This window comes from Kineococcus sp. NBC_00420 (assembly GCF_036021035.1).
In the GTDB taxonomy this organism is placed as follows: Bacteria; Actinomycetota; Actinomycetes; order Actinomycetales; family Kineococcaceae; genus Kineococcus.
The window spans coordinates 1,375,875-1,391,422 of sequence record NZ_CP107930.1 but is presented as its reverse complement, the minus strand read 5'-3'; the positions used below and the strand labels follow the sequence as shown (position 1 = coordinate 1,391,422).

At 73.3% G+C, this 15,548-nt stretch carries 15 protein-coding genes; 8 read left to right on the top strand and 7 right to left on the bottom strand.

Annotation, left to right across the window (positions count from 1 at the left end; translation table 11 throughout):
• Window positions 1-89 precede the first annotated feature (89 nt).
• Window positions 90-1,490, top strand: coding sequence for a GNAT family N-acetyltransferase (locus OG218_RS06750; RefSeq protein WP_328292437.1), 1,401 nt, complete (start codon window positions 90-92; stop codon window positions 1,488-1,490).
• Here the strand turns inward: OG218_RS06750 and OG218_RS06745 are convergent, their stop codons facing one another.
• Both OG218_RS06745 and glpX read right to left on the bottom strand, forming a co-directional pair.
• A complete protein-coding gene (locus tag OG218_RS06745) occupies window positions 1,491-2,411 on the bottom strand; it encodes a carbohydrate kinase family protein (RefSeq protein WP_328292436.1) in 921 nt (306 codons plus the stop codon).
• Window positions 2,411-3,376: a class II fructose-bisphosphatase gene (gene glpX / locus OG218_RS06740; RefSeq protein ID WP_380162431.1), complete on the bottom strand. Its 966-nt coding sequence runs from the start codon at window positions 3,374-3,376 to the stop codon at window positions 2,411-2,413. The genes OG218_RS06745 and glpX overlap by 1 nt, the downstream gene beginning before the upstream one ends.
• Window positions 3,377-3,550: 174 nt before the next feature.
• On the opposite strand from glpX, the gene OG218_RS06735 reads away from it, so the two are divergent.
• Window positions 3,551-4,174, top strand: a complete 624-nt coding sequence (locus OG218_RS06735) for a DUF4245 domain-containing protein (RefSeq protein WP_328292434.1) — start codon at window positions 3,551-3,553, stop codon at window positions 4,172-4,174.
• 3 nt (window positions 4,175-4,177) lie between these two features.
• On the opposite strand, the gene OG218_RS06730 is transcribed toward OG218_RS06735, so the two are convergent.
• Both OG218_RS06730 and xseA read right to left on the bottom strand, forming a co-directional pair.
• Window positions 4,178-4,414 carry an exodeoxyribonuclease VII small subunit gene (locus tag OG218_RS06730; RefSeq protein ID WP_328292433.1) on the bottom strand — a complete coding sequence of 79 codons (237 nt, stop codon included), beginning with the start codon at window positions 4,412-4,414 and terminating at the stop codon, window positions 4,178-4,180.
• A 9-nt stretch (window positions 4,415-4,423) separates the two neighbouring features.
• Window positions 4,424-5,680, bottom strand: a complete 1,257-nt coding sequence (gene xseA / locus OG218_RS06725; protein WP_328292432.1) for an exodeoxyribonuclease VII large subunit — start codon at window positions 5,678-5,680, stop codon at window positions 4,424-4,426.
• Between the two features lie 288 nt (window positions 5,681-5,968).
• Between xseA and OG218_RS06720 the strand changes: the two genes are divergently transcribed.
• Window positions 5,969-7,117: a DegT/DnrJ/EryC1/StrS family aminotransferase gene (locus OG218_RS06720; protein WP_328292431.1), complete on the top strand. Its 1,149-nt coding sequence runs from the start codon at window positions 5,969-5,971 to the stop codon at window positions 7,115-7,117.
• 16 nt (window positions 7,118-7,133) lie between these two features.
• Here the strand turns inward: OG218_RS06720 and OG218_RS06715 are convergent, their stop codons facing one another.
• Window positions 7,134-8,291, bottom strand: coding sequence for a glycosyltransferase (locus OG218_RS06715; RefSeq protein WP_328292430.1), 1,158 nt, complete (start codon window positions 8,289-8,291; stop codon window positions 7,134-7,136).
• 201 nt (window positions 8,292-8,492) lie between these two features.
• On the opposite strand from OG218_RS06715, the gene OG218_RS06710 reads away from it, so the two are divergent.
• Complete coding sequence (locus tag OG218_RS06710) at window positions 8,493-9,518, top strand: 4-hydroxy-3-methylbut-2-enyl diphosphate reductase (protein ID WP_442906467.1); 1,026 nt, start codon at window positions 8,493-8,495, stop codon at window positions 9,516-9,518.
• Here the strand turns inward: OG218_RS06710 and rmuC (OG218_RS06705) are convergent.
• Together rmuC (OG218_RS06705) and rmuC (OG218_RS06700) are read right to left on the bottom strand one after the other, a co-directional pair.
• Window positions 9,475-10,089: a DNA recombination protein RmuC gene (gene rmuC / locus OG218_RS06705; protein ID WP_328292428.1), complete on the bottom strand. Its 615-nt coding sequence runs from the start codon at window positions 10,087-10,089 to the stop codon at window positions 9,475-9,477. The two genes, OG218_RS06710 and rmuC (OG218_RS06705), sit on opposite strands and share 44 nt — an antisense overlap.
• 38 nt (window positions 10,090-10,127) lie before the next feature.
• Window positions 10,128-10,619, bottom strand: coding sequence for a DNA recombination protein RmuC (gene rmuC / locus OG218_RS06700; protein WP_328292427.1), 492 nt, complete (start codon window positions 10,617-10,619; stop codon window positions 10,128-10,130).
• Window positions 10,620-10,924: 305 nt separating this feature from the next.
• Between rmuC (OG218_RS06700) and OG218_RS06695 the strand changes: the two genes are divergently transcribed.
• From OG218_RS06695 to ychF, 4 genes are all read left to right on the top strand, one after another.
• Window positions 10,925-11,566 carry a serine O-acetyltransferase gene (locus OG218_RS06695; RefSeq protein ID WP_328292426.1) on the top strand — a complete coding sequence of 214 codons (642 nt, stop codon included), beginning with the start codon at window positions 10,925-10,927 and terminating at the stop codon, window positions 11,564-11,566.
• Between the two features lie 69 nt (window positions 11,567-11,635).
• Window positions 11,636-13,702 carry an HAD-IIIC family phosphatase gene (locus OG218_RS06690; RefSeq protein ID WP_328292425.1) on the top strand — a complete coding sequence of 689 codons (2,067 nt, stop codon included), beginning with the start codon at window positions 11,636-11,638 and terminating at the stop codon, window positions 13,700-13,702.
• Window positions 13,699-13,965 (top strand): acyl carrier protein, encoded by a 267-nt coding sequence (locus tag OG218_RS06685; RefSeq protein ID WP_328292424.1) that lies wholly within the window; start codon window positions 13,699-13,701, stop codon window positions 13,963-13,965. The genes OG218_RS06690 and OG218_RS06685 overlap by 4 nt, the downstream gene beginning before the upstream one ends.
• A 25-nt stretch (window positions 13,966-13,990) precedes the next feature.
• Entirely contained in the window at window positions 13,991-15,076 is a 1,086-nt protein-coding gene (gene ychF / locus OG218_RS06680; protein ID WP_328292423.1) for a redox-regulated ATPase YchF, read from the top strand.
• Window positions 15,077-15,548 lie beyond the last annotated feature (472 nt).

The following is a 15,548-nucleotide window of genomic DNA, read 5'->3' as shown; positions in this document are numbered from 1 at the left end:
GGGGCTGCCGGACGCGCCCGCCTCGCCCGGATATCGTGCGCACGAGTCCTCCACAGGGGAGGGCGGTCGCACGACGGAGGCCGGTGAGGGTGACGGACGCACTCGCCCTGCCCACGGAGGAGCGCCGGCGCACCGACGGCCTCGCCCTCGTGCAGGACCCCGCCGAGGGCCTCTCGGTCACCGTCCGCCGCGGGCTCGAAGGGGCCCCCGTCCCGGAGTGGCGCGTGCTGGCCACCCGCGCGGGACAACCCCCCTTCACCGGCCCGGACTGGTTGCGCGCCGTCCACACCCACCTCGGCGTGGGCGAACCGCTGCTCGTCAGCGTGCGCCGCGACGGGCGGCTGCTGGCCTTCGGCGCCTTCGCCCTCCTCGGGGGACCCCGGCCGCTGCTCACCTTCCTGGGCTCCGGCGCCAGCGACTACGCCGCCGTCCTGGCCGACCCGGACGCCGGCATCCCCACCGGGCGCCTGCTGGCGGCCGTCGTCGACGGGGCGGTGCGCGAGGCCCCCGGCGCCGTGCTCGACCTCGAACAGGTTCCCGCCGAGGGGGAGCTGCCCGAACTCCTCACCGAGTGGGCCTACCGCCGCGGCTACGCCGTCCGCACCCTGCCCCAGGCGACGGTGCACGCGCTGGAACTGCCGGAGACCGTGGCCGAGCACGATGCCGCGCTGGGGCGTCACGCCCGGCACGAGGAACGGCGGCAGTGGCGTCGCCTCGCCGAACTCGGGGACCTCGTCGTCGTCGACGACCTCCTCGACGGCCTCTCCGAGCTGCGCGACCGCGACCCGGACGCCGCCGCCGACCGCCTCGACGAGCTCGTCGCGGAACTGGCCGAGGTCGACGACGCCCACCCCCGGGCCGCGTACCGGCGGCGGCCCTGGCGCGGGGCGTCGGGGCGCACGCTGACCGAGGTCCTGCGCACCACCCCCGCCGGGGTCGTGCAGCTCTCCGGGTTGCGCCTGGACGGCGAGCTCGTCGCCTACGCGTTCTGCCTGGCCGGCCCGAAGGCCCTGCACGGCTACGTCCAGTCCTACCGGGCCCGCTACGCCGCCACCGGCCCCGGCTCGCTGCTGCTGCTGCGCATCCGGCGTCGGGCCCTGCTCAGCGGGTACCGGGAACTGGACCTGCTGCGCGGGGACGAGGCCTACAAGCGTCGCCTGGAACCGACGACCCGGCACACCGTCCGGTTGCTGCTCGCCCCCGCCACGCGAGAACTCCTCCCCGGGCTGGTGGACCGGATCAGCCTGCTGCGCCGCACCTACCGCGACGAGCTGCGCCGCAACGAACGGCTCGGCCGGGGCTTCGACGCCGTCAGTGGGGCCGCCGAACGCCTGCGCGGCGACCTCGCCCGGCGGCGGGCGGAGCTGCCCTCGCCGAAGTTCCCCAGCCCGAAGCTCCCCAGCCTGACCCTTCGCCGCCCGAGCCTTCCCCGCCCGAGCCTCCCCAACCCGAGGGAGACGCTGCGCACGGTCTGGCGCCGTCGCGGCTGATCAGCCCGCGAGCTCCGCCCGGGTCGGCGGGTTCGCCCCGGCGCGCGAGCAGGTGATCGACGCCGAGCGGATCGCCGTGGCCACCAGGGCCTCCAGCGTCCCCAGCCCGAGGTGGCGCAGCCGCGGCAACCCCTGGGCGCCGAGCAGGTCGTGCTCGGCCAGGGCGTGCAGCAGCCCGGACATGAACGCGTCCCCCGCCCCGACCGTGTCGACGACGTCGACCTTCGGGGCCGGGACGTGCAGCGTGCCCGCACCGGAGACGGCGATCGCCCCGGCACCCCCACGGGTCACCACGACCAGGGCGGGGCCGCGGGTCTGCCAGCGGTGGGCGACCACCTCCGGGTCCTCACCGGGCAGCAGCCACGCGAGGTCCTCGTCGGAGGCCTTCACGACGTCGGCGGCGTCGACGAACCGTTCCACGAGGGCCAGGGCCTGCTCGCGGGAGTCGAAGAACGACGACCGCACGTTCGGGTCGTAGCTCGTCGTCGCCCGGCCCCGGACCCTGCGCAGCAGCTCCAGGACCGTCTCCGCGCCGGGGGAGACCGCGGCGCCGATGGACCCGGTGTGCACCAGGGCGACGTCGTCGGGGACGGTCACTTCGGGGACGTGCCAGACCAGGTCGAACTCGTAGCTCGCCTTGCCCTCGGCGTCGATCTCGGCGCGCGCCACAGAGGTCGGGTCGTCGTCCACCGTGCCCGGGAACAGCTGCACCGCAGCCTGTTCCAGGTGGTCGCGGAGGAGCTCGCCGTGGGCGTCGTCGCCGAACCGGGTGAGCAGCGTCACGTCGTGCCCGAGCCGGCCCAGACCGTAGGCGACGTTCAGCGGCGAACCGCCCGGGTGCTCGGCGGTGGCCGAGGACCCGGCGGCGTGCACGACGTCGACCAGGGCCTCTCCGACGACGATGGTGGAGGGGCCCCCCATCAGCGCGGTCCGGTGAAGTCGACCGCGGAGTACGCGCGCAGCTTGGAGAGCTTGTGCTCGCTGTCGACCTTGCGGATCGTGCCGGACTTGGAGCGCATCACGATGCTGGAGGTCGTGATGGTGTCGCCGAGGTAGCGGACACCGTCGACGAGCTCGCCGTCGGTGATGCCGGTGACGACGAAGTAGACGTTGTCGCTGTTCACCAGGGCCTGGGTGTCGAGCACGGCGTCGAGGTCGTGCCCGGCGTCGAGGGCCTTCTGCTTCTCGTCGTCGTCGCGCGGCCACAGCTTGCCCTGGATGGTGCCGCCGGTGCAGTGGATGGCGCAGGCGGTGATGATCCCCTCGGGGGTGCCGCCGATGCCCAGCAGCAGGTCGACCCCGGTGCCCTCGCGGGCCGCCATCACGGCGCCGGCGACGTCGCCATCGGAGATGAACTTGATGCGGGCCCCCGCGTCGCGGACCTCCTCGGCCAGCTTCGCGTGGCGGGGGCGGTCGAGGATGCAGACGGTGATGTCCTCCGCGGAACGCTTCTTGGCCTTGGCCAGGCGGCGGATGTTCTCCTTCACCGGCAGCCGGATGTCGACGACGTCGGCGGCCTCGGGCCCGGCGACGAGCTTGTCCATGTAGAAGACGGCGCTCGGGTCGTACATCGTGCCGCGTTCGGCGACGGCGAGGACGGCCACCGCGTTCGGCATGCCGCGGGCGGTCAGGGTCGTGCCGTCGATGGGGTCGACGGCGACGTCGCACTCGGCGCCCGTGCCGTCGCCGACGCGTTCGCCGTTGAAGAGCATGGGGGCGTTGTCCTTCTCGCCCTCGCCGATCACGACGGTGCCGTTCATGCTCACGGTTCCGATGAGGGTGCGCATGGCGTTGACGGCGGCGCCGTCGGCCTTGTTCTTGTCCCCGCGCCCGACCCAGCGGCCGCCGGCCATCGCCGCGGCCTCGGTGACGCGGACGAGTTCCATGGCGAGGTTGCGGTCGGGAGCCTCGGTGCCGACGGCCAGCGCCGGGGGGAGCAGGGGTGAGGTGTTCTGCGACAAGGGAGACCTCCTGGAACACCGGCGCCCGCAGCCCCCTCTGGGCCGCCGGCCTGCCGGTGCGCGTCGTCGGGTGCCGATGCTATCCGTCACCATGGAGGGGTGAGCACGACCGGTTCGCCCGACGCAGGTACCTCCGCCGACTCCGGGGAGGACCCGCGCGGTGTGCCGCGTCCGCCGCGCTCGGGCGGGAACGTGCAGTCGATGGTCCTCTCGATGGCCGTGATCCTCGCGCTGGTGGCCGTCGTCGTCTGGCTCCTGCCCCGTCCCAACCAGATCGAGCAGCCCGCCGTCGACGTCGCCAACGCCGCCGAGGGCAACGCCGCGGCACTGCCGTTCGCCCCGGCCGTCCCGGACGGTCCTGCGGGGTGGACGGCCACCTCGGCCAACGTCAACCGCTCCACCGACGGCGTCGTGACCTGGCACGTCGGCTACCGCAGCGACGAGGGGCAGTACCTGGCCCTCGAGGTCGCCGAGGACACCACGAAGACCTGGCTGAAGGCCCAGACCCAGGGCGGCACCGCCGACGGGACCCGGACCGTGCAGGGTCAGCCCTGGGACGGTTACCTGCAGCCGGACCGCAAGCGGTACAGCCTGGTCCGCACGCAGGACGGCGTGACCGTGCTCGTCACCGGCGAGGGCGGCTACGCCCCGATCACCGAGCTCGTCACGGCCACCCTGGACGGCTGGACGAAGGCCGGGACGCCCTGGGGCGCCAAGGCCTGAGGCTCAGTCCTGCGCGCCCGCCGGGTCGCTCCCGGAGGGTTCGGCGCGGGCGGCGTCCAGGCGCGCGCGGGCCCCGTCCAGCCACTGCTGGCACCGGTCGGCCAGCGCCTCGCCGCGCTCCCAGAGCGCCAGCGCCTCCTCGAGCCCGGTGCCTCCCGTCTCCAGCCGGCGCACGACGTCGACGAGCTCGTCGCGGGCCTGCTCGTAGGTGAGTTCGCTGGGTTCGCTCGCTGCTGGCACCGGGCGAGGCTACCCAGCGGTGGCGCCGACCTCCCCGTCCGGCAGCCGGATCCGCAGTCGCGTCCCCTCGGGGGCGTCCTCGGGGGTGCGCACGAGTTCGCCGTCGGGGCGTTGCACGACGGCGTAGCCGCGCAGCAGCGTCGAGCGGGGCGAGAGGGCCGAGACGCTGGTCCGCAGGTGCTCCACGTCGACGTGGGCGCGCTCCAGCCGGTTCTCCAGAGCGCGTCGGGCCCGGTCCCGCTGGGCGGCGACCTCCGCGGCGCGCTGGTCCACCAGGACGTGCGGCGAGGCCAGCACGGGACGGCTGCGCAGCGCGGTGAGGGTGTGCTGCTCGCGCTCGACCCGGGCGGCGATGGCCCGTCGGGTCCGGTGGCGCAGGCCGTCCAGCTGGGCGAGTTCCTCGGTCACGTCCGGCACGACCCGGCGGGCGGCGTCGGTGGGCGTCGAGGCGCGGACGTCGGCGACCAGGTCCAGCAGCGGCGCGTCGACCTCGTGCCCGATGGCGGAGACGACCGGGGTGCGGGCCTTGGCCACCGCCCGGACCAGGGTCTCGTTGCTGAAGGGCAGCAGGTCCTCGACGGAACCGCCGCCGCGGGCGATGACGATGACCTCGACCTCGACCATCGCGTCGAGCTCGGCCAGCGCGTCGACGACCTCGGGCACCGCGTTCGGGCCCTGCACGGCCACCTCCCGGACCTCGAACCGGACCGAGGGCCAGCGCTGCCGGGCGTTCTCCACGACGTCGCGCTCGGCGGCGCTCGCGCGGCCGCAGACGAGTCCCACGGTGTGCGGGAGGAAGGGGAGGTCGCGCTTGCGGGCGGCGTCGAAGAGCCCCTCGCTGCGCAGGACCCGTTTGAGGTGCTCGAGGCGGGCGAGCAGTTCGCCGACCCCGACGGGGCGGACGTCGTCGGCCGCGAGGCTGAGGCTGCCGCGCTTGGCGAAGAACTCCGGCCGGGCGTGCACGACGACCCGGGTGCCGTGGCTCAGTCCGTCGGGGAGGGCGTCGCGCAGGCGGCCCATGACGCGCCGGGCGATGGTGACCGGCAGCGACATGTCGGTGTCGGCGTCGCGCAGGGTCACGAAGACGACGGAGGAACCGGGGCGGTCGCTGACCTGGACGACCTGCCCCTCGACCCAGGTCCAGGGCATCTTGGCGATGTAGGCGTCCATCTTCGCGGCGAGGAGGCGGACGGGCCACGGGTTCTCCGCCGTCGTCTCGCCGGCGGTGGTGGGTCGGCGGCGCGGGGCGGGGTCGGCGGCGGGCACCTCCCCATCCTCTCCCACCCCCCTCGGGCGGATCGTGAGCACTCGGCGTGCTGCGTTGGACACGGACCGTCCGGTGGCTGCTCCGTCCCGGCGAAGACCCTGCCGTGCGGGGAGAGATCCGTCGCCGGGAAAGTTTCCCGAGCGAACTCCTCGCGCGGCGACGCGTGTCACCATGAGTGTCGCTGTGCCGGCGGATTCCGTTCCGGTGCAGCGACTTTGCGTCACTCTGGGTAGTTGGCGGGGGACGCTCCGGGGGAGTTCGGGGAAGCAGAGGGTGGGGGCACCGCAGTGGAACGCACGGTGGGGATCGACGAGAAGGTTCCGGTCTACAAGCCGTACCTGGGTCAGGAGGTCCAGGACGCGGCGCGCGACGCGCTCGAGGTCGGCTGGCTGGGGATGGGCAAGCTGAGCAAGCAGTTCGAGGAGGCCATCGAGGCCAGGCTCGGGCTGACCGACCGTCGGGTGGTGTCGACCAACTCCTGCACCGAGGCCCTGCACATCGCGGCACGCCTCATCGGGCTCGGCCCGGGCGACGAGGTCATCGCACCCGCGTTCACCTACGTGGCCGGTCACCAGGCGATCAGCCGCAGGGGCGCGGAGATCGTCTTCTGCGACGTCGAGCCGGACTTCCTCACCCTCGACCCCGCCCGGGTCCGCGAACTCATCACCGAGCGGACCAAGGCGATCGTGGTCGTCGACTACACCGGGCTGCCCGCGCGGGTCGACGAACTCCTCGAGATCGCCCGCGAGCACGGCCTGCGCATCATCGAGGACGCCGCGCACGCCTTCGGGTCCTCCAGCGACGGTCGTCCCGTGGGGTCCTTCGGCGACCTCGTCTGCTTCAGCTTCGGGCCGGTGAAGACCATCACCACCCTCGAGGGCGGCGCCGTCGTCACCCCGAACCCCGAGGACGTGCAGACCCTGCACGAGCTGCGTCACCTCGGCATCAACTCCGACACCGACGCGCGCTACAAGAACCAGCGCAACTGGGACTTCGACGTCGTCCGGCAGGGCTACCGCTGCCACCTCGGTTCGGTGCCCTCGGCGATCGGGCTGGCGCAGCTCGCCATGGTCGACGAGTTCGTGAAGAACCGGCAGGACTACTGCCGCTACTACGACGCCGCGCTGCGCGACGTCGAGGGCGTGCAGCTCTTCGACACCGACTGGGAGGGCGTGGCGCCCTACATCTACGTCGTCCGGGTCCGGGACCCCTCCCGGCGGGCGGCCCTCGTCGAGCACCTCGCCGAGCGCGGGATCGCCAGCGGCATCCACTACTACGGCGCGCACCAGTACTCGTTCTACGAGGACTGCCGGCGGGGAGACCTGAGCGTCACGGAGCTCGCCGCGCAGCAGGTGCTCACCCTCCCGCTGCACCCCTACATGGAGGACGGCGTCCTCGACCGCGTCGTCGAGGGGGTCAGGAGCTTCTTCGCCTGAGGGTCAGCGGCACGGGTCAGCAGCGCGGGTCGAGGAACTCGCCCAGCGCGCGGGCCCAGCCGTCGGCCATCACGGAACGGTCGAAACCGTCGGCGTGGGCCGGCCCGAGCGCGGCGCGGGTGCGCAGCGCGCCCTGGTCGGCGAGGTGGTCGGCCAGCGCCTGCGCGAGGGCGTCGACGTCCTCGACCGGCACCAGCCGCCCCACCCGACCGTCGTCGAGGGCGACCCGGACCCCTTCGGCGCAGTCGGCCGCGATCACCGGCACGCCCAGCGCGACCGCCTCGAGCAGGGCCAACGGCAGTCCCTCGTGCCGCGAGGGCAGGCAGAACAGGTCGGCGTCGGCGACGCTGGGCAGCGGGGGGACCTCCGAACCCGCGAAGCGCACGGTGGCGGAGACCCCCAGCTCGTCGGCGAGCTGCTGCAGCGCAGCGAGTTCCGGCCCGTCGTTGAGTACCAGCACCTCGTGCGGGTGCCGGTCCACGACGCGCGCGTGCGCGCTGATCAACAGGTCGTAGCCCTTCTGCGGGGCCAGTCGCCCGGTCGCCACGACCACCGGCACGGACCGCCCGCTCACCAGGCTCCCCGGCCCGTTCGCGGCTGCGCGCACGGCGGCGACGTCGATGCCGTTGCGGATGACCCGCACCTTCGACGCGGGCAGCCCGTTGCGCACCAACGGGTCCACCAGGGCGGGGGCGACGGCGAGCGCCCCGTCGGCGTGGCGGTGCACCCAGTAGGAGAGCCGGTGCAACCGCGGGGAGACCCACTCCTGCAGCGCGTCGTCGAGGTCGGCGTGCACGGCGACGACGAAGGGCCGGCGCGTGAGCCGGGCCGCGAGGAACCCCAGCAGCAGACCGGGACCGATCTCGGAGGCGCCGACGACGACGTCGGAGGCGGCGGCCCGGCGCAGCAGGCGCGGCAGTCCGGTGGCCACGGCGGCGCGCAGGCGGGCACCGGGCGCGAGTTGCTCCACCGGGGCGCCGGCCGGGATCCTCGCCGTCTGCTCGGCGCTGCTCAGGACCAGCAACCGGGCGCCCGCGCCCGCCCAGCGGCGGGCCAGGTCGATGGTGATGCTGACGGCGCCGTTGTTGCTCAGGGCGTCGACCACGAACAGGACCCGAGGGACGGGAGCGGTCAGCTGCGGGGTCGGCGGGTCCAGGGTGCGGGGCTGCGACACCGCCACAGGGTAGGCGGACGGCGCCGTGCGGACGGGCCGCCGGTACCCGATCGACCCAGCACCTGCACGCGCGGTGGGGGCCGAGCGGTGGGGCCGGGGCCGATCGGTGGGGCCGGGGCCGGAGTGCCGACCTACCATGGCCCGGTGACGCACGCACCGCTCGAGACCCCGGCTCCCGCCGACGACTGCAACGACACGCCGGTGCTGGCCTCGGCCCGCGAACGCGCGGCCTGGGACGGGGGCAAGCGGGTCCTGCTCGCGGCCCCCCGCGGGTACTGCGCAGGGGTCGACCGCGCCGTCATCGCCGTGGAGAAGGCCCTCGACCTGTACGGGGCGCCGGTCTACGTCCGCAAGGAGATCGTGCACAACAAGCACGTCGTGCGGACGCTGCAGGAGCGCGGCGCGATCTTCGTCGACGAGACCGACGCCGTGCCCGAGGGCGAGCACCTCGTCTTCTCCGCGCACGGCGTGAGCCCGGCCGTGCGCGCGGCCGCCGAGGCCCGCTCGCTGCAGACCATCGACGCGACGTGCCCGCTGGTCACGAAGGTCCACAAGGAGGCCGTCCGCTTCGCCCGGCAGGACGCCGAGATCCTGCTCATCGGTCACACCGGTCACGAGGAGGTCGAGGGGACCGCGGGCGAGGCCCCCGACCACATCACCGTCGTGGACAACCCCGACGTCGCCGACACCATCGTCGTGAAGGACCCCGACAACCTCGTCTGGCTGTCCCAGACGACGTTGAGCGTCGACGAGACGATGGAGACCGTCCGCCGGCTGCGCCAGCGCTTCCCGAACCTGCAGGACCCGCCCAGCGACGACATCTGCTACGCCACCTCCAACCGCCAGGTGGCCATCAAGAAGATCGCCCCCGAGGCCGACCTCGTCGTCGTCGTGGGCTCGGCGAACTCCTCCAACTCCGTGCGGCTCGTCGAGGTCGCCCTCGACGCGGGAGCCCGCTCGGCCCACCGCGTCGACACCGCCCACGAGATCCGGGACGAGTGGTTCGAGGGCGTCACGACCGTCGGCGTCACCTCGGGCGCCTCCGTCCCCGAGATCCTCGTCGACGAGGTGCTCGCCCAGCTCGCCGCCCGCGGCTACGGGCAGGTCGAGGAGGTCACCACCGCGCAGGAGGACCTGACGTTCTCGCTGCCCTCGGACCTGCGCCGTGACCTCAAGAGCGGCCTCACCCCAGGGGCCCGCCGTTCGCTGCCCGTGACTCCCGTCTGATCCGCACGACACCCTCCTCGGGGACGTCCTCGAGGAGCTCGGGCGCGGTGAGGGGGCGGACGCTCTCCTCCAGCGGCTGCGGCGTCGCCAGGTCCTCGTCGGCCAGGTCGAGGTCGCGGATCCGTCGGGCCGAGACCAGGACCCGCCGCTCCAGCGTCCCCACGAAGCGGTTGTAGTCCTCCACCGCTCGGTGCAGCGTCCGGCCCAGCGACGCGGTGTGCCCACCGAGGGTCCCCAGCCGTTCGTAGAGCTCGCGGCCGACCTCGAACAGCTCGCGTGCGTTGCCCGCCACGGCGTCCTGCTGCCAGGTGAGCGCCACCGTGCGCAGCAGGGCCAGCAGGGCCAGCAGGGCCAGCAGGGCCAGCAGGGCCAGCAGGGCCAGCAGGGCCAGCAGGGCCAGCAGGGCCAGCAGGGCCAGCAGGGCCAGCAGGGTCGTGGGGGTCGCCAGGACGACCCGGCGCGACATCGCGTGCTCGAGCAGCGTCGGGTCGGCCTCGCACGCCGCGGCGAGAAAGGCCTCGCCCGGTACGAAGCAGACGACGACGACGTGCTTGCCGCCCGGGAGGTTCACGACGAGGTCGGGCCGGACGGTGCGACCGTTGCGGGTCGTCAGCGTGGCCTGCTGCGGGTCGTCAGCGTGGCCTGCTCGGTGAAGTCGACGCGGTCCAGCATCCCGGCGTGCTCGACGACCCGGCGCAGCTGCACCTCGCCCCAGGAACCGCGTGAGCTCGAGGCCCGCAGCGCGCCGGCCAGCGTCGCCGTCTGGTCGCGCAGGGCGTCGGTGCCGGCCGCGACGGCGGTCAGCTGCTCGCTGAGCCGGGCGTACTGCGCGACGCGGTCGCGTTCGAGAGCCGCGACCTGGGCCTCGACGCGCTGCAGGCTCGCGGTGACGGGCGTGACGGTGCTGGTCAGGGCGTGCCCGGTGCTGACGCGTTCCTCGAGGTCGGCGACCCGGGCCCGCAGCAGGTCCCGCTCGGTGCTCAGCGCGGTGGTCTCGGGTGCGGTGCGGGTGCGGTGCACCCAGCGGGTGAGGAGCACACCCACCACGATCCCGGCCAGCAGGCCGAGGACGAGGGTGAGCAGCAGAGCGGAGACGTCCATGGTCCGGACTGTGCCAGCCGGCTCCGACGCGGGCGGTCACCCAGGAGCGCAGGCCCTCTCCGCGTGTCGTGGTCGGCGCAACCGGGTGATCTCGGGAGGCCCGGACGGCCGGTCTGCGAGAGGGTGCGCGCAGGGGAGGGAGGCGCGTCGGGCGGTGGGCGGGGTCGGGGTGCTTCCCGTGCGGCGCAAGCCGTCGGCGAGTGCCTGTGGAGGAGTCGTGCGAGCCGTCGCCACCGCAGGTCGCCACCTCGCGCGGCGTCCGGCCCGTGTCGGGGAGGGCGCTCCTCCCGCTACAGTGACGTGACGTGAGGGTTGCCGGAGGGGGCGTTGTGGGGCACGAGAGCACGAGCGGGGTCAGGCACGGGGTGGGGTCGGGGGAAGCCGCCTCGACGGCACCGTTGTGGACGTTGCTGCGCGAGGACTTCGAGCGGCACTCCCGCTCGGTGGTGCACCCCGGGCTGCACGCGCTGGTCGTCCACCGCGTCGGTCACTGGGGGCTGTCGCAGCCGGCCCCGGTCCGCCGCCTGGTCAAGGTCGCGCACCGCCTGGTGAACCGCCTCGTCATCCAGAACGTCTACGGGACCGAGATCGCCGACGAGGCCGTCATCGGGCGCCGCGTCGCCATCGGCCACCACCAGGCCGTGCAGATCCCCGCGTTCGCGGTGATCGGCGACGACTCGACGTTGCGTTCCGGGATCACCCTGGGGTTCACCAACGGCGAGACCCGCCGCGAGGCCGTGCCGCACATCGGGCGCGACGTCTCCATCGGTCCGGGCGCGGTGCTGCTGGGGGCCATCACCATCGGCGACGGAGCCTCCATCGGGCCCAACGCCACCGTGAGCATGGACGTCCCGGCCGGGGCCGCCGCGTTCGCGCCGCCCGCCCGGATCCTCAAGCCCCAGCAGCCGCGACCGCAGTCGAGCGACACGGCCTCCTCCGCGTCCTGAGCGCGGGCAGGTCGCAGTTCTCCGGGAGTTTCCAGTCGTCCTCCGCCGGGACGCCACGAGGGGATGGACATGACGGTCGAAGAGCCGAACGCTTCGCGCACGGACGACACCACGGACGGCACCACGGACGGCACCACGGACGGCACCACGGACGAGGTCCGGGAGGCCCTCGCCGCGATCGGGGCCACCGCGGTGCCGACGTCGCGGGCCTGCCTGGCGCTGGCCAAGGCCCACCGCAGCGCCGGTTCGCCCCGTCGCAGCGCGCAGTGGGCGTTCGCCGCGACCGACGCCGCGACGAGCGGCGCCGGCGCCGACTTCGCCGCGTGGCTGGGCGCCGACCGGGTGTGGCGATCGGTGCGCGAGCAGCTGCCGCCCGCCCCGCGCACGGCGCGGGTCGCGGTCCTGGGCAGCTACACCACGACGCAGTTCACCCAGCTCCTGCCGCTGGCCTGCGCGCGCGCCGGTGTCGACGTCGAGGTCTACGAGTGCGGGTACGGGTTGTTCCGCGCGGAACTCCTCGACCCCACCAGCGGGTTGCACACCTTCGCCCCCGACGTCATCGTCCTCGCGGTCGACGAGAGCGCCGTCGACCTGCCCGCGCGCAGCGACGACCCCGAGGCGAGCGTCGAGGCGGAACTCGCCCGGTGGACGTCGCTGTGGGACACCGCCCGGTCCCGGTTCGGGGCCCGCGTCGTCCAGCACGACGTCGTCGTCCCGGCCGACGTGGCCCTCGGCCACCTCGCCGACCAGACCCCGGGGTCGCGGCACTGGATGCTCCGGCGCTTCTCCGAGCGCCTCGGCGAGCTCGCCGGAACCGCTGCGGGACAAGGGGTCGGGATCGTCGACTGCGAACGGCTGGCCTCCACGGTCGGCAAGCGCACCTGGATCGACGCGCGCTACGTCCACGCCGCGAAGCAGGCCGTCGCGCTGGGGTGCGTGCCGCTGCTCGCCCAGCACACCGCCGCCGTCATCGGCGCCCAGTACGGCCGCTCGCGCAAGTGCCTCGTCCTCGACCTCGACAACACCCTGTGGGGCGGGATCCTCGGTGAACTCGGCCCGCACGGCATCGAGATCGGGCACGGCGCCCGCGGCGAGGCGTTCACCGCCTTCCAGCGCTACGTCCTCGACCTCAAGGAGAAGGGCGTCGTCCTGGCGATCTGCTCCAAGAACGACGAGGCCCACGTCCGCGAGGCGTTCGAGCAGAACCCCGAGATGCTGCTCTCCCTGGACGACGTCGCCGTCCTCGAGGCCGGCTGGGGGGACAAACCCACGGCCGTGCGCTCCATCGCCCGCACGCTGGGCATCGGCGAGGACTCCCTCGTGTTCGTCGACGACAACCCCGCCGAACGCGAGGCCGTCCGGGAACTCCTCCCCGACGTCGACGTCGTCGCGCTGCCCCGCGAACCCGCCGGCTACGTCGCGGCGCTCGCCGACTACCCGTTCTTCGAGACCGAGGCGCTCACCGCCGAGGACGCCGCCCGCACGGCGCAGTACAAGGCACGGGCGCAGGCGGTGGAGGTGCGCGAGAACGCCGGGACCCTCGAGGAGTACCTGGCCTCGTTGGACATGCACGCCGAGGTCGCGGACCTCGGGCCGGACAACCTGGCCCGGGTGGCGCAGCTGCTCGGCAAGACGAACCAGTTCAACCTCACGACCCGTCGCCACTCCCTCGCCGACGTCGAGGCGATGGCGCAGGACCCGGCGTGGACGGCGCAGGTCGTGCGGGTCCGCGACCGCTTCGCCGACCACGGGGTCGTGGGGGTGCTCCTGGCCCGCCGGGACGGCGACGTCCTCGACGTCGACAGCTGGCTGCTGAGCTGCCGGGTCATCGGGCGCACGGTCGAGGACGAGATGTTCGGGGTGCTCGTGCGCACGGCGGACTCGCTGGGGTGCACGTCGCTGCGGGGCACCCACGTGCCCAGCGCGAAGAACTCCCAGGTGGCGGGGCTCTACGAGCGCCTCGGCTTCGAGCAGGGGGGCCGGGACGGATCGTCCACGGTCTGGACGCTGGAACTGCCGGCCGCGGTGAGCACACCGGGGCTGGTGCAGGTGGAGGTGGCGCGGCGCGTCATCGACCTCAGGGACGTGCCGTCGGCACGTCTGGACGACGAGCAGAAGGTGGAGGTGTCCTGGTGAGCGAGCAGTCGAACCGAACGCTGGGTGGGGACGGCGTCGAGGGACGCATGCTGCAGGTCTTCCGCGAGGTGCTGGCGGTCGACGACCTCCAGCTGAGCGACGCCAGCACGGCGGCCGACGTGCCGGGGTGGGACTCGCTCGCCCACATCAACATCATGTACTCCCTCGAGGCGGAGTTCGACGTGCAGTTCTCCGACGAGCAGCTGACCTCCTTCCAGGACGTCGGCGAGCTGCGGCGCTTCCTGGTCGAGCAGGCGGGCTGAGCGCAGCGGGTAGGGTCCTGTACCCGTGGCACTCACCATCGGCATCGTCGGCCTGCCCAACGTCGGCAAGTCCACCCTCTTCAACGCGCTCACCAAGAACGACGCGCTCGCGGCGAACTACCCGTTCGCCACGATCGAGCCGAACGTCGGGGTCGTCGCCCTGCCCGACCCGCGCCTCGACAAGCTCGCCGAGGTCTTCTCCAGCGAGAAGACCGTCCCGGCGATGGTCTCGTTCGTGGACATCGCGGGCATCGTCAAGGGCGCCAGCGAGGGGGAGGGGCTGGGCAACAAGTTCCTCGCCAACATCCGTGAGGCCGACGCGATCTGCCAGGTCACGCGCGCCTTCGCCGACCCCGACGTGGTGCACGTGGCCGGTGCCGTCGACCCGGCCGACGACATCGAGACGGTGCACACCGAGCTCGTCCTGGCCGACATGCAGACCCTCGAGCGCGCGATCCCGCGGCTGGAGAAGGAGGTCAAGGGCAAGAAGGCGGACCCCGCCGTGCTCACGGCGGCCCTGGCCGCGCAGACCGTGCTCGACTCCGGCCGCACCCTCTACGCCGCGACGAAGGCCGACGACGTCGACCTCCCGCTGCTCAGGGAGCTCGGGCTGCTGACGACGAAGCCCTTCCTCTACGTCTTCAACGTCGACGAGACCGTCCTCGGCGACGCGGCCCGGATGCAGGATCTGCGTGACCTCGTGGCGCCGGCCGAGGCCGTGTTCCTCGACGCCAAGCTCGAGTCCGAGCTCGCGGAGCTCTCGGCCGAGGAGGCCGCGGAGCTGCTGGAGTCCGTCGGCCAGACCGAGTCCGGTCTGGACCAGCTGGCCCGGGTGGGGTTCCAGACCCTCGGCCTGCAGACGTACCTGACGGCCGGGCCCAAGGAGTCGCGGGCCTGGACGATCCCGCGGGGCGCGACGGCCCCGCAGGCCGCCGGCGTCATCCACACCGACTTCCAGCGCGGCTTCATCAAGGCCGAGGTCGTCTCCTTCGAGGACCTGGTGTCGTTCGGGTCGATGGCGGAGGCCAAGTCCGCGGGCAAGGTGCGCATCGAGGGCAAGGAGTACGTCATGGTCGACGGCGACGTGGTGGAGTTCCGGTTCAACGTCTGACCTTTCCGCACCACGTCGAAACACGCCCGAAACAATCCCGACACGCCTCGGAAACGGTTGTGTGACGGTTTGCTCTCGATGTCTTCCGGAGCTGGGCTGCGACGTCAGGATGTGCCACGGTGCGGGGACGCGGTGGGGTCGATGGGGATCCCACCGCTCCTCGCTCTCCGCCGGTGGCCGGTTCCCCGGACCGGAGCAACCAGCGACCAGACCGCAACAACATCGTTACCTCGGGCGCCCGAGAGGGCGTCCAACGCGCTGACCTGCGACTCTGCGTGGTTCCGTGGTTGCAGAACGTCCCGAAGAGGGTGCAGGCGCGGTCGGTGCGGGGGACACTGGAGCACGCGTGCCCGAGGCCACGACGTTTTCGGCCGGGCACGCGTCCGAAATCAGGTTGGCCCAGTGTTAGCGTGCGTTCCGACCTTTTGAGGTGGACATCCTGCTCGGCAGGAGTCGCCGAAGTTGGGCAACC